The 12,878-nt window shown below is 66.3% G+C and carries 11 protein-coding genes and 1 tRNA gene; 3 read left to right on the top strand and 9 right to left on the bottom strand.

Annotated features, from left to right (window positions below):
• Positions 1 to 118 precede the first annotated feature (118 nt).
• From A4F85_RS25685 to A4F85_RS25660, 6 genes are all read right to left on the bottom strand, one after another.
• Positions 119 to 748 carry a 50S ribosomal protein L25/general stress protein Ctc gene (locus A4F85_RS25685; RefSeq protein WP_013800859.1) on the bottom strand — a complete coding sequence of 210 codons (630 nt, stop codon included), beginning with the start codon at positions 746 to 748 and terminating at the stop codon, positions 119 to 121.
• A 173-nt stretch (positions 749 to 921) separates the two neighbouring features.
• Positions 922 to 1,881 (bottom strand): ribose-phosphate pyrophosphokinase, encoded by a 960-nt coding sequence (locus A4F85_RS25680; protein ID WP_012207231.1) that lies wholly within the window; start codon positions 1,879 to 1,881, stop codon positions 922 to 924.
• Between the two features lie 44 nt (positions 1,882 to 1,925).
• Positions 1,926 to 2,002 (bottom strand) — tRNA-Gln (locus A4F85_RS25675).
• 29 nt (positions 2,003 to 2,031) lie between these two features.
• Positions 2,032 to 2,895: a 4-(cytidine 5'-diphospho)-2-C-methyl-D-erythritol kinase gene (gene ispE / locus A4F85_RS25670; RefSeq protein WP_063328212.1), complete on the bottom strand. Its 864-nt coding sequence runs from the start codon at positions 2,893 to 2,895 to the stop codon at positions 2,032 to 2,034.
• Between the two features lie 71 nt (positions 2,896 to 2,966).
• The gene (locus A4F85_RS25665) at positions 2,967 to 3,515 is read right to left on the bottom strand and encodes an outer membrane lipoprotein LolB (RefSeq protein ID WP_231890628.1); all 549 of its coding nucleotides are present in this window, start codon (positions 3,513 to 3,515) and stop codon (positions 2,967 to 2,969) included.
• Positions 3,512 to 5,299: a tetratricopeptide repeat protein gene (locus tag A4F85_RS25660; protein ID WP_174549346.1), complete on the bottom strand. Its 1,788-nt coding sequence runs from the start codon at positions 5,297 to 5,299 to the stop codon at positions 3,512 to 3,514. The genes A4F85_RS25665 and A4F85_RS25660 overlap by 4 nt, the downstream gene beginning before the upstream one ends.
• A gap of 61 nt (positions 5,300 to 5,360) precedes the next feature.
• On the opposite strand from A4F85_RS25660, the gene mutM reads away from it, so the two are divergent.
• The 3 genes from mutM to mutY all read left to right on the top strand — a co-directional run bounded on the left by mutM (position 5,361) and on the right by mutY (position 9,600).
• Entirely contained in the window at positions 5,361 to 6,191 is an 831-nt protein-coding gene (gene mutM, locus A4F85_RS25655; RefSeq protein ID WP_012207227.1) for a bifunctional DNA-formamidopyrimidine glycosylase/DNA-(apurinic or apyrimidinic site) lyase, read from the top strand.
• A gap of 336 nt (positions 6,192 to 6,527) precedes the next feature.
• On the top strand, positions 6,528 to 8,525 hold the full coding sequence (locus A4F85_RS25650; protein WP_063328211.1) for a dynamin family protein: 1,998 nt from the start codon (positions 6,528 to 6,530) through the stop codon (positions 8,523 to 8,525).
• Positions 8,526 to 8,529: 4 nt separating this feature from the next.
• Positions 8,530 to 9,600: an A/G-specific adenine glycosylase gene (gene mutY, locus A4F85_RS25645; protein WP_063328210.1), complete on the top strand. Its 1,071-nt coding sequence runs from the start codon at positions 8,530 to 8,532 to the stop codon at positions 9,598 to 9,600.
• Between the two features lie 21 nt (positions 9,601 to 9,621).
• Here the strand turns inward: mutY and A4F85_RS25640 are convergent, their stop codons facing one another.
• The 3 genes from A4F85_RS25640 to creC form a co-directional block, all read right to left on the bottom strand.
• Complete coding sequence (locus A4F85_RS25640) at positions 9,622 to 9,864, bottom strand: hypothetical protein (RefSeq protein WP_063328209.1); 243 nt, start codon at positions 9,862 to 9,864, stop codon at positions 9,622 to 9,624.
• A complete protein-coding gene (gene creD, locus A4F85_RS25635) occupies positions 9,861 to 11,294 on the bottom strand; it encodes a cell envelope integrity protein CreD (protein WP_063328208.1) in 1,434 nt (477 codons plus the stop codon). Before creD ends, A4F85_RS25640 begins: the two co-directional genes overlap by 4 nt.
• Before the next feature lie 110 nt (positions 11,295 to 11,404).
• Positions 11,405 to 12,865, bottom strand: coding sequence for a two-component system sensor histidine kinase CreC (creC, locus tag A4F85_RS25630; protein ID WP_063328207.1), 1,461 nt, complete (start codon positions 12,863 to 12,865; stop codon positions 11,405 to 11,407).
• Positions 12,866 to 12,878 lie beyond the last annotated feature (13 nt).

The raw sequence follows: 12,878 nt of genomic DNA, 5'->3' as shown, positions 1-12,878 counted from the left end.
TATCTCCATGGCGGCCGCAGCAGGCGGGCGAGGGTGCTCCCCCATGCAAAAGGCCCACGCGAGGTGGGCCTTTTGCAGGTTTGCGGCAGCCGGGGCCACCGCAAGGGAAAGCCAAGAATTACTTCTTGCCCTTCTTGGCCGGAGCGGCCGGGGCTGCCACGGGAGCTGCCGATGCATCAGGAGCCACTTCGGGCAGCTTGATGGAGATCAGGGCGGGGTTCTTGTTGGAACCGCGCACCACGGCCTTCACGCCGTTGGGCAGCTTGACGCCTTGCAGGCCCAGGGTGGACTTGGAAGTCAGGCCGCTCAGGTCCACGGTGATGAACTCGGGCAGTTGGGCGGGCATGCACACCACGTCCAGTTCATGGACCAGAGGAGTGATCGTGCAGTTCTCGACCTTGACGGCCTGGGACTGTTCCATGCCTTCGAAGTGCAGCGGCACCTTCAGGTGAACCTTGGTCTTGTCGTCAACGCGCTGGAAGTCCACGTGCAGGATGAGCTGCTTGTAGGGGTGGAATTGCACGTCGCGCAGCACGACCTTGGAGGTCTGGCCGTTGACTTCCATGTCCAGGATGCTGGAGTGGAACACTTCCTTCTTCAGGGCGTGCCACAGGGCGTTGTGATCGATTTCGATCAGTTGGGCTTCGGCAGCACCGCCGTAGACGATGCCAGGGGCCTTGCCCGAATTGCGCAGACGGCGGCTCGCACCCGTACCTTGCTTGGCGCGCTCAAAAGCGACGAATTGCATAACTAACTCCTAGATGGATGGACCGCGACCAGCCTCATCCGTTGATAAAAGAACGCCTGTCCGATGCGGACCAGGCTGCTCTTGCGGTGTCCCGGGGTGGTCCTGAAACCACTCCGGAACGCGCAAACCTCCCGAAGGAGGTTTGCTGGGTTCCGACCACAGGGGCCGATATTTTATTCAGAGAACAGGCTCAACACCGAATCACCGGTGGAAATCCGCTGGATCGTCTGGGCAATCAGGGGTGCCACGGACAGTTGGCGGATTTTGCCGCAGGCCTGTGCCTCGGCGCTCAGGGGAATGGTGTTGGTCACCACGACCTCGTCCAGGGCATTGCCGTTGCCGATGCGCTCGATGGCCGGACCCGAGAAGATCGGGTGCGTGCAGTAGGCATAGACACTCTTGGCGCCGCGCTGCTTGAGCACTTCGGCCGCCTTCACCAGCGTGCCGGCGGTGTCGATCATGTCATCCATGATCACGCAGTTGCGGCCGTCGATATCGCCGATGACATGCATGACTTCGGAGACATTCGCCTTGGGGCGGCGCTTGTCGATGATGGCCAGGTCGCAGCCGAGCTGCTTGGCCAGCGCACGTGCGCGGACCACGCCGCCGACGTCAGGGGAGACGACGATCAGGTCTTCGTAGTTCTTCTGGCGCAGATCGCCCAGCAGCACCGGCGTGGCATAGATGTTGTCCACGGGGATGTCGAAGAAGCCCTGGATCTGGTCTGCGTGCAGGTCCATGGTCAGGACGCGCTCGACGCCCACGGCCTGCAGCATGTTGGCCACGACCTTGGCCGTGATCGGCACGCGGGTGGAGCGCGGGCGGCGGTCCTGGCGGGCGTAGCCGAAGTAGGGAATCACCGCGCAGATGCGCTCGGCCGATGCACGCTTGAGCGCGTCCACCATGACCAGCAGTTCCATCAGGTTGTCGTTGGTCGGTGCGCAGGTGGATTGCACGACGAAGACGTCGCGCGTACGCACGTTCTGCTTGATCTCGACGGCGACTTCTCCATCGGAGAAACGACCCACGTCGGCTGCGCCCAGCGTGGTGCCGAGGTGCTGAACGATTTCAGTGGCCATGCCAGGATTGGCATTGCCGGTGAAGACCATGATGTCAGGATGATGTGAATGCATTGAGCGCCCCAGTACGATGGGTTTGCCTTGACGCGAAAGACGTTTGGCAGGGGAGGAAGGACTCGAACCCTCGCATGCCGGAATCAAAATCCGGTGCCTTTACCAACTTGGCGACTCCCCTACACAGGCCTTCTGCCGCAGGCAGACAGCCTATAAACTTTCATCTTTCAGCCAATCCCTGAGAGGATGGGCCTGCAGATTGCTGCAAACTCTGACATTCCAGGCGCCAGGGGCATCCTTTAAGTCAATCGTTTGCGTCAGTGGTGCAAATACTGCACTTCCTGAGCCCGTCATTCTAGCATGCAGTTTTAGTGAGTTTAGCCAATCGATGGCTTTTTTCACTTCAGGCTGCAGCCTTTCGGCGACAGGCTGCAAGTCGTTTTGGCCAAAGCCATAGTGATCTGCAGCAAAGTCTTCGATTGTAGCATGGGCATGATCGCGCTTGAGGGTTGCGTCGCGGAAGATGGACAGGGTCTCCAGCCCCGCCTCGGGCTTGACCACCACAAACCGCTGGGGCGGCAGGGCATTGGCCTGTTCCAGTGGCGTGATGTGCTCGCCTATGCCTTCCACCCAGGCGGAGTTGCCGCAAAGAAAGAAGGGCACATCGGCGCCCAGGTCCAGTGCAATGCGCTGCAGCTCGCGCCGCGTCAGGTTCAACTGCCACAGGCGGTTCAGTGCGATCAGGGTCGATGCCGCATCCGACGAGCCCCCGCCCATCCCGGCCTGCGCCGGCAGGCGCTTTTCCACGCCGATGTGCACGCCCGCGCTGCAGCCGGTGGCCTGCTGCAGGGCCCGTGCAGCCCGCACGATGAGATCGTCGGCAGGAAGTGCCATGCCCGACAGGTCCTCGCGGCTGATCTGGCCGTCGCCACGCCTGTCGAAATGCAGCGTGTCATGCCAGTCCAACAGCATGAAGACCGATTGCAGCAGGTGATAGCCATCGGCGCGGCGGCCGGTGATGTGGAGGAACAGGTTGAGCTTGGCCGGAGCCGGCACGTCGTGGAGCGAGCGCATGGGCTGGAGAGGATGAGGGAAAAGAGGCAGGGGGCGGCAGCTGGGGATGGAGCAGGCGCGCCCGGCGGAAATCAGGGCGTGTCGAGCACGATGCGCAGCGCGGCCGGCGGCTGCGGGTCATGGCGCCGGGCGGACAGGCGGCCCTGCTCCATGCGGGAGAGGTCGACCTGCCAGCCTGCGGCTGCGGTGGCCCGGCCCTGCAGCCAGTCGAACAGGGCGGCAATGGGCAGATCGCTGCCGGTCAGCTCCTGCACCAGTGCGGGCAGCGAGTCCGAGGTCTTGCGCTCCTCGCCTTGTTGCAGGCTTGCCTGACCCGGCTCCCAGAGCAGACGCGCCAGTGTCGAGCCCAGGGGCGTGAACAACAGCAGCTCGCCGCGCTGGGGCGTGCCCAGCAGCTCGAAGCCTGCGCTGAAGGATTGGTTTTGCGCATCTTCCACCTGCAGCGCCAGCCGGCCCGCCCAGTGGCCTGCAGCGGTGGGGGCGGCTGCATCGGCCTGCAGCTGGCGGGGTGGCAGGGCGCAGCCGGCCAGGGCCAGCAGTGCGGCGGCGGCCGCCGTGGCGCACAGCTGCCGGCGTGCAAGGGCGGGATGCGGAAACCCGGGCACGGCGCGGTGGCTCAAAGCGAAACGCCCAGGCGGCGCAGGGTTTCGCGCAGGGTCGTGTTGTCGGGACTGGTGGCCAGGCCCTGGCGCCAGATCTTCTGCGCGCGTTCGCGATCACCCTTGGCCCAGAGCACTTCGCCCAGGTGTGCGGCGATCTCCACGTCAGGGCGTGATGCGTAGGCGCTTTCGAGCAGCCTGAGGGCTTCGTCCAGGTCGCCCCGGCGGAATTTCACCCAGGCAAGGCTGTCGGTGATGAAGGGGTCGCCAGGCGACATTTCCAGCGCCTTGCCGACGAGCTTTTCGGCTTCATCCAGATGGATGCCGCGTTCGGCGAAGGAGTAGCCCAGCGCGTTGTAGGCGTGCTGGAAATCGGGCTGGCGCGCGATGATGCCGCGCAGCAGCCGCTCCATTTCGTCATGCTTGCCAATGCGCTCCGCCAGCAGGGCGGTGTCATAGGCGAGCTCGGCGTCTTCAGGGTCCTGCTTTTGCAACTCGGCCTGCAGCGCGTAGGCCTGGGCATTCTGATTGGCATCGCGCAGCAGCTGCACTTCGGCCAGGCGCTTGAGCCGCTGCTGGCTGGGGCCGCTGGCGGGCACGGCCTCGATGAGGGCGCGGGCTTCCTTGAGCTTGCCCTGGCGCGCGAGCAGGGCGGCACGGCGCGCCTGCACGCTCAACAGGTTGGGCGCGTCGTCGATGCGGCGCAGCAGGGCGTCGGCCTCGGCGAACTTGCCCTGCTTTTCTGCAATCTGGGACTGAAGCAGGTAGTACTGGGACTGGGCTGCACTGCGCGCCACACCGGCGGGAATCTGCGGCACGAGCTTGCCGAAGCGCTCGGTGGACGCCTGGGCTGCATCCACGTCGTTGGACTGCAGCTGCAGCGCGGCCAGGGTGGCCCAGGCTTCGGCGTAGTCGGGGGAATCCACGGTGATGGAGACCAGCTGCTGGCGGGCCTCGTCCAGGCGCTGCTGGCCCAGCAGCACGCGGGCATAGGCCATGCGCATCTGGGCTGAAGGGTTCTTGGCCAGGTAGCGTTTGACGATGGGCTCCGCCTCGGGCATGCCGGCTTCCAGCAGTTCCATGGACAGCAGGGCCACGGGGCCGGTATCGGGTGTCAGCGCCTGTGCCTTTTGCACGGCCTGCATGGCGGCAGCCTTCTGCCCGGCGCCCAGGCGCATGTGGCCGATGGTGGCCCAGGCAAGGGGGCCGCTGGCGGGGTTGTCGGTCTCGCCAGCCATTGCCTGCTCGACCACATCGGCCGCCAGGGCCTTGTCGCTGGCGTTGTTGTAGAGCTGGGTGATGCCCAGGTAGGTGGCGGGCTTGGAGGGCGCAGGCGTGGCCTCGATCTCCCGCTTGAGATAGCTGCCGGTATCGGCGATGCGGTTCAGTGCCACCAGGATCTGGAGCACGAAGCGGTTGGCGTCGCGGGACTGGGGAAAGGCGTCCAGCCAGGCACGGGCATTGGCCAGGGCGCGCTCGCCGGAGCGCGACTGCAGCGCCAGCTCGGTGCCGCGCCGGTACAACTGCTCGCTGCCGCTGGTGCGTGCGGCCTCCATCATCATGGCCTGGGCGTCGCCCAGCGCACCTTCGCTGGCGGCGATCTCGCCGACCAGGATCTCGTAGAACAGCTCGGCGTTGAGGGCGGCGCGATCGTCCTCCGCAGAGGCGGCGGCGGACGAGGGAGGTTCGGGGGATTCCGTCTCGATGGTGGCTGCGGTCTTGCCCGGGAGTGCCCAGGCAGTGGCGGAACCCATGGCCAGGGCTGCTGCCACGGCAAGTCCCTGAAGGCGAAGGCGATGATCCATCGAACCATAATAATCGAAGCCCAGACCACATTTCGCACAACTACAGCACAACCCGGATCGCATGCCTGAATTGCCAGAAGTAGAAGTCACGCGGCGCGCTTTTGCCGCGCAGATCGCCGGAGCGCGCATTGAATCCGTGGCCTTGGGCAAGCCCTTGCGCTGGCCGTTGGGCATTGCCCCCGAGCTGCTGGCCGGGCGCGATGTGCACGGCGTGCGCCGGCGCGGCAAGTATCTGCTGATGGAGCTGAGCGAGGGCCTGCTGATGCTGCACCTGGGCATGTCGGGCAGCCTGCGTTTCGTGGCCCCCCATGAAGCACCGCTGGGGCCTGCAGGGACGCATGACCATTTCGACCTGCAGACCAGCAAGGGCCTGCTGCGGCTGCACGATCCGCGGCGCTTTGGTGCGGTGATGTATGTGGCGGCCGAGAGCGATCCCTGGGCGCGCAGGCTGCTGGACCATCTGGGGATGGAGCCGCTGGATGACAGCTTCTCGTTCGAGACCTTCCGGGCCGGCCTGAAGGCCAGCCGCACGCCCATCAAGCAATTGCTGCTGAACGGCAGCGTGGTCGTGGGCGTGGGCAATATCTATGCGTCCGAGGTGCTGTTCATGGCGCGCATCGCGCCCACGCAGCCGGCCTGCGAGGTCGGGCCGCGCAAGGTGCGCCGGTTGTTCGAGGAGATCCGCCGCGTGCTGGCCCTGGCGGTGGAGCAGGGCGGCACGACGCTGCGCGATTTCTCCGCGCCCGACGGCATGGCCGGCCACTTCCAGCTGCAGGCCAAGGTCTATGGCCGCGAAGGCCTGCCCTGCACGCATTGCGGCTCGCCCGTGCAAATGCTGCGCCAGGGGCAGCGCAGCACCTACTTCTGCGCGCGGTGCCAGAAGGCGGGATGATTGCTTCAAAAAATGGAGCGAATTCTCAACGTCTCGTAACGCCTGTTGCGGCTACATTGCGGCAGGCCCCGCGAAGCATTTGCAGAAAACGCCTGTTTCTGTAAATTTCAGGCACCAACCGCTGCAGATTGATGGTGAAATATTGTTTCATTTGTAAATAAACGATATTTTGTCCTTAATCCCCCCGCTCCAGGGGCCGGCCTTGGGGCGCCGCAGCAGGCAAAACGGGGCGACGGTGCTATATTTTGAAGAGAACAGGCATCACGCTTGCGGCGCAATGTCGAGGCGATCACTAGGCATCGGCAGACATTGGCGATGCAATGGCGGGGGAAACACGTGGGACCATCATTCAACGAGCAATTCGACCAGCACGGCGCATGGCGCCGCGGCTTTGCGCAGCAATTGCATGCGCTGCGCGAATGGCTGCAGTCCCAGGAGCTGCTGGATGTCGCGGTGCAGGAGCGGCTGCAGCGGCTGGAAGCCCAGGTGCGTGGCGACAAGGTCATGGTGGCCTTCGTGGCCGAGTTCTCGCGCGGCAAGTCCGAGCTGATCAATGCGGTCTTCTTCGCCCACTATGGCCGCCGCCTCATGCCGGCCAGCGCAGGGCGCACGACCATGTGCCCCGCCGAGCTGGGCTGGGAAGCCGAGCTGCAGCCCAGCCTGCGCCTGCTGCCCATCGATACGCGCGAATCGCTGGAAAGCCTGGGCCAGTGGCGCGCCCGTCCCGAGGCCTGGCTGCAACTGCCGCTCGACGTGAACAATGCCCAGCAGATCGCCGACACGCTGGCCAAGGTGGCCGAAGTGCGCAAGGTTTCCGTGGAACTGGCGCGGACCTGGGGCTTCTGGCATGACGAGGACCAGGGCGGCAATCCCTTCGTGGATGAGCAGGGCCTGGTCGAGGTGCCCATGTGGCGCCATGCGCTGATCAACATGCCCCATCCCCTGCTCAAGCAGGGTCTGGTCATTCTGGACACGCCCGGCCTGAATGCCGTGGGCGCCGAGCCCGAGCTGACCGTCAACCTGATCCCCCAGGCCCATGCCGTGGTCTTCGTGCTGGCGGCCGATACCGGCGTGACCAAGTCCGATCTGGCCATCTGGCGCGACCATGTGCTGCCGCCCGATGTGGCTTCGGGCCAGCATGCGCTGGCCGATTCCCGCCTCGTGGTGCTCAACAAGATAGACACGCTCTGGGACAGCCTGAGTTCCGCGTCGCAGGTGCAGGCCCAACTGCAGCGCCAGCGCCAGGAGTCGGCACAGATGCTGGGCCTGCCCATGGAGCGGGTGCTGCCCGTGTCGGCGCAAAAGGGCCTGGTGGCCAAGGTCTCCAGCAACGATGCGCTGCTGCAGGCCAGCGGACTGCCCGTTTTCGAGAACATGCTGGCCGAGGGCATCATGGGCCAGCGCCAGAAGGTGCTGCAGACGGCCGTCAGGGCCAATGTGCAGCAGTTGCAGGTCGAGGTGGAGCGCGTGCTCAACATCCGCCGCCGCGACCTGGACGACCAGATGGCCGAGCTGCGCAGTCTGCGCGGCAAGAATGCCAGCGTCATCGCCTCCATGCGCCACCGCATCGAGAGCGAGCAGCAGGATTTCGATGCCAGCGCCGCCAGGATCCAGGCCGTGCGGCTGGTGCACATGCGCATGCTGCGCGACATCTTCCGCCAGCTGGGCTCCAGCGCGCTCAAGCAGGAGCTGGTCGATCTCAAGGATGCGCTGGAGCAGCGCGGCCTGAAGCTGGGCGCCCGCAAGGTCTATGCCGAAACCTTCGAGCGCCTGCGTACCGTGGCGACCCGGGCGCAGGCGCAGGCCGGAGAGATCCAGTCCATGCTGGGCGCGACCTTCAAGGAACTCAATGCCGAGTTCGGCTTCTCGCTGCAGGCTCCGGCCCAGCTGGAACTGGCCGAGTTCGGCGCCGACCTGCAGCGCATCGAGGCCAGCTACACCCAGTACCTGGGCCTGGGCCACGCGCTCAGGCGCAGCAATCCTGCGTTTGCACAGCGCCTGATCAAGGCGCTGGCGATGCGGTTGCGCACGGTGTTCGAGTCTGCGGCCAACGACGTGGACATGTGGAGCAAATCCGCCACGGCCCAGCTCGATGCCCAATTGAAGGAGCGCAAGCGCAGCTTTGCCCGCCGCATCGAAGCGGTGGACCGCATCCAGAATGCGGCCTCGGGCCTGGTGGAGCGCATTGCCGAGATCGAGACCGCTGACGAACAGCTCACGGCCTTGCAGCTGCAGCTGGGGCAGGCCACCATGGAACTGCTGCAACCCCTGTCGCCCACGCCCGCCTTCCCCGGCCTGGCAAAGGCTGCACAGGAAACTTCACTGACTGCTTGATATCTTGACCTTTCCCTCGATTGCCACGCCCGTCGTGCAGTGGCAGGCGTCGCATGGACGCAATCACCTGCCCTGGCAGCAGACGCGCGATCCCTACCGCGTCTGGCTCTCCGAAATCATGCTGCAGCAGACCCAGGTGAGTACCGTGCTGGGCTACTACCAGCGCTTTCTCGATGCCTTCCCCGATGTCGCCAGCCTGGCGGCCGCACCGCAGGACGCGGTGCTGGCGCTGTGGAGCGGCCTGGGCTACTACAGCCGCGCGCGCAACCTGCACCGCTGTGCCCAGGCCGTGGTCGAGGACTGGGGTGGTGCCTTTCCAGGCAGGGCCGAGGATCTGGCCACGCTGCCGGGCATAGGCCGGTCCACGGCGGGCGCCATCGCCTCCTTTTGCTTTTCCGAGCGTGTGCCCATCCTCGATGCCAACGTGCGGCGTGTGCTCACGCGCGTGCTGGCTTTCGATGCGGATCTGGCTGTTGCCAGGAATGAGCGCGAACTGTGGGACCTGGCCCAGCAGCTGTGCCCCACCGAGGACCTGCAGCAGGCCATGCCCCGCTATACCCAGGGCCTGATGGACCTGGGTGCCACCATCTGCACGCCGCGCAAGCCCAGCTGTCTGGTCTGTCCGCTGCAGCCGCAGTGCCGGGCAGCGCGCTTTGGCAATCCCGAAAACTATCCCGTGCGAACGCGCAAGCTCAAGCGCAGTTCCGAGGCCTGGTGGCTGCTGATCGCCGTGGACGGGCAGGGCCGCGTCTGGCTGGAGCGCCGTCCGCAGCAGGGCATCTGGGCGGGGCTTTATGCGCCACCCGTGTTCAACGGGCGCGAGGCGCTGGAGCAGGCGGCGGCACAGCATTGGCCAGGAACGGAGCCCCTGGACTGGACCGATCTGCCCGCCTTCCTGCATGTGCTCACCCACCGCGATCTGCACCTGCATCCGGTGCGCGTGCGCGTGCAGGGCGGCGGCATCGATGCCGCCACGCCGGACGGCCAGGGCTGCTGGGCCGATGCCGGGGCCTGGGCCGACATGGGCCTGCCAGCCCCGGTGCGCAAGCTGCTGGATGCGCAATTTGCGGGCTGAGGCCACGGCCGGCCCGGCTGGCTAGAACCTGCGGCGCGGCAGCAGCAGGGCGCAGCGCAGCAGCATCCAGGCCAGCCATTGTTCCCGTGCGCCGGGCGTGCGCCTGGCGCGTGCGGTGGCGTCGGCAATGTGCAGGCGCAGTGAGCCAAGGGCATGACGGTCCCCGCTTTGCACGGCCTGTTGCCAGGCCTGCTCGCAGCGCTGGCGCTCCAGCGCCTGATTGTCCGAGCTGCGGATATCGCTGATGGCGGTGATGGTGCTCATGGCTGCAGCGCTCCCACGGTGGGTGGGGTGCCCGCGCCTTCACCGCCGCGGTCGCCATCCTGCCGGCCGAAGGCATACCAGTCCACATGCCGCGTGCAGACCATGATCAGGGCCAGCACCGCGAACAGCGCGATCGATCCCACGATGAGCGCGCTTTGCTCCAGTTGCAGCAGCACGTACAGCAGGCCGTAGAGTGCGGCGATGCCCGCCGCAAACGGCAGGCCGCGGCGCAGGCTGCCCAGGATGTGGCTGGCGTAGTAGGCCAGCAGCAGCACGCAGGCCGAGGCGGCAATGCCGTAGGCGCTGGCAAATCCCATGTGCTCCGACAGGCTGATCAGCAGCAGGAAGAAGCTGCACAGCGCCGATCCCACCAGCAGGTACTGGATGGGATGCACGCGCAGCTGCTTGAGCACCTCGAACAGGCCGACGGCTACGAAGGTCAGCACCACGAAGAGCAGGCCGTACTTGGTGGCGCGGTCGCTCAACGAGTAGGCGTTGATGGGGTCCACGAAGTCCGTATCCAGCGATTCCAGGCAAGGGCCGCTGTTGGGGGCATGGGCGGTGGCCGCGTATTCCTCCATGTCGCGGCGGCCGGGCTGGCACAGCGGCTGCTGGTCGGTGAAGGCCTGGCGTGCGGACGAGGCCAGGGCCGAGAGGTTCCAACTGGCTTCGAAGCCCTTGTCGCTGATCTCCCGCCGGTTGGGCAGAAAGCTTCCACCGAACGAGGGATGGGGCCAGTCGGCCGACAACTGGACCTGGCTGTGGCTGCCCAGCGGCACGAAGGCCAGCTTTTCGGTGCCCACCAGTTCCAGGGCAATCTTCAGTTCAAGGGGCCCGTCCTTCTTGAGCAGGGCCGGCGCCAGTTCCGCCTGCAGGCCCTGCGAGAAGCGCTCCAGTGATGTGCCGGGGCCCACGTCCAGGCTCTTGCCATCGGCTTCGATGGTGGCCGAGCGTATGCCGCGCGGATCGGTGAGCGACAGCGCCACGCGCAGTGCGCCGCAGCGCACGGTCTGGTTGGCCGCCGTGTCGATGGAGGGCTTTTCCAGGTACTGGGCGGCGTTCGTGAAGCTGGCGCTGATGCTGTCCTGCATGGCATAGGTGCTGACCTGGTGCAGGCCGCGCGAGCGCTCCTCCATGCGCGCCGTGGCCTGGTGGCGCAGTTGGTCGGGCAGCAGCATGCGCTGGAACTGGCGCGTGGTCCATTCGGTCTTGCTGCCTTTTTCCAAGCCCGTGGTCTCGGTGCAGTTTTGCACCAGCACCGGGCCCATCAGCGTCTGGCGGCCAGCCAGGCTGGCGACCACGCCCTGCACGGCGTTGTCGCGGTTGCGTATGCGGTCCCGCACCACGTCGTGTATCAGGCCCAGGCCCAGCATCAAAAGGCCCAGCATGACCAGCAGGGCCACGCCTTTGGCAAGCAGTCGGTTCTTCATTCCACATCCCGTTCGTTGATCGTGGATGCAGTCTGGGCGGGGGCTGTGTGGCCGGAATGAAGTGTGTGAAGCGGGTGTGAAGTCGGATTCGCAGGGCCGATATGGGGGCGTCAGTGTGCCCGCAGTGGCCAGTTCAGCGTGACACGCAGCCCGGGCTGGGCGTTGGTGGCCTGCATGCTGCCGCCGTGCAGCAGCATGATGCGCAGCACGATGGACAGGCCCAGTCCCGTGCCACTGCGCTCCCCGTTGGGGCGGGGGGTGGTGAAAAAGCGCTCGCCCAGCCGGCCGAGTAGCGCCTCGGGCACGCCGGGGCCGTGGTCACGCACGCTGACGCGGCCGGGCTCCAGGTCCACGTGGATGCTGCTGCCCTCTGGGGCGAAGTCGATGGCGTTGCTCAGCAGGTTGCTCAGGGCCAGCACCACCAGGTCCTGCTCCCAGGGGCCGCTGCTGTCCTGGCCGTGCAGCACCAGTTGGATGCGGCGCTGGTGCGCTGCACTGTGGACTTGCGCCACGGCCTGTTCGGCACAGGCCTGCAGGCTGCAGGCCGTGTGCGGGTGCAGGGCGCGGCGCTGCTCCAGCTGGCTCAGGCGCAGCAACTGGTCCACGAGGTTTTGCAGGCGCTGGCACTGGTCCACCACCTGGCGCGCGAACAGTTCGCGGTCGGCCGATGGCAGGTCTTCCTGCAGCAGCTCGCCTGCGCCACGGATGGCAGCCACGGGGCTCTTGAGCTCGTGCGTGAGGGCGCGCACATAGCCTTCGATGTAGTCGCGCCCTTCCAGGCGGCTGCGCATGTTCTCCATGGCGCGGGCCAGTTCGCCCAGCTCGCCGGGCATGCGCGGGGCCTCGGGCATGGGGGGCGCCGTGGTGGGCGAGGCGGCCTCGTTGAGCGTGGGCGCCTGTACCTGCTGGGCATAGCTGCGCAGGCGCCGCACATGGATGACCAGCCACCAGGTGACGGCAAAGCCCACGCCGGCCGACAGCAGCAGGAACAGCAGGCCGCCGCGCAGCATCTTGCTTTCCGCGCTGTCCACGATCTTCTGCACCGAGTGGGCGGGCTTGGAGGCGGTGAGCACGCCCGCCACGCGGCCATCGACCATGATGGGTGCCGAGACATACATGACGCTGCTGGCCTCGTCGTTCTGCACCTCGCGCGTGGTGCGTGCGCCGTATTCGCCGCGCAGCGTGCGGTACACGTCGCGCCAGCGCGAGTAGTCGGCGCCCTGGTCCAGCCCGGCGGAGTCGAACAGCACCAGGCCCTTCTGGTCCGCGACGGTGACGCGCATGTCCAGGCTGGTCTTGCGCGTGTCCCAGATCCAGACCTTGACGGTCTGGTTGGCATAGGCCTGCATGTGGTGCGCGAAGCGGCTGTCCGCGGGGCTTTGCTGCAGCACGCCGCTGGCCATGTCGTCGCTGGCCAGCGCGGCCAGGGCGTAGGCGGTCTCGACCAGCGTGTCCTCGGTCACCTTGCGCACGCTGGGCTTGACCTCGACCATGAAGACGCGCAGCACGAAGAATGCGGCCAGGCCGTTGATGACGAAAAAGGCGAAGAACAGCCGCAGTCCGAGGCGCATGGCGTGCTGCGGT

The sequence above is a fragment of the Delftia sp. GW456-R20 genome (genome assembly GCF_001622915.1).
Taxonomy (GTDB): domain Bacteria; phylum Pseudomonadota; class Gammaproteobacteria; order Burkholderiales; family Burkholderiaceae_C; genus Comamonas; species Comamonas acidovorans.
The sequence above is the reverse complement of the archived record's forward strand: the minus strand, read 5'-3'. Positions and strand labels throughout refer to the sequence as shown.

What these genes read in the sequence shown, in the direction of transcription:
- A4F85_RS25640 (WP_063328209.1), bottom strand. Translation starts at nt 9,864, where the DNA reads ATGAGCACCATCACCGCCATCAGCGATATCCGCAGCTCGGACAATCAG.
- A4F85_RS25685 (WP_013800859.1), bottom strand. Translation starts at nt 748, where the DNA reads ATGCAATTCGTCGCTTTTGAGCGCGCCAAGCAAGGTACGGGTGCGAGC.
- mutM (WP_012207227.1), top strand. Translation starts at nt 5,361, where the DNA reads ATGCCTGAATTGCCAGAAGTAGAAGTCACGCGGCGCGCTTTTGCCGCG.
- A4F85_RS25680 (WP_012207231.1), bottom strand. Translation starts at nt 1,881, where the DNA reads ATGCATTCACATCATCCTGACATCATGGTCTTCACCGGCAATGCCAAT.
- ispE (WP_063328212.1), bottom strand. Translation starts at nt 2,895, where the DNA reads ATGCGCTCGCTCCACGACGTGCCGGCTCCGGCCAAGCTCAACCTGTTC.
- A4F85_RS25660 (WP_174549346.1), bottom strand. Translation starts at nt 5,299, where the DNA reads ATGGATCATCGCCTTCGCCTTCAGGGACTTGCCGTGGCAGCAGCCCTG.
- creC (WP_063328207.1), bottom strand. Translation starts at nt 12,865, where the DNA reads ATGCGCCTCGGACTGCGGCTGTTCTTCGCCTTTTTCGTCATCAACGGC.
- creD (WP_063328208.1), bottom strand. Translation starts at nt 11,294, where the DNA reads ATGAAGAACCGACTGCTTGCCAAAGGCGTGGCCCTGCTGGTCATGCTG.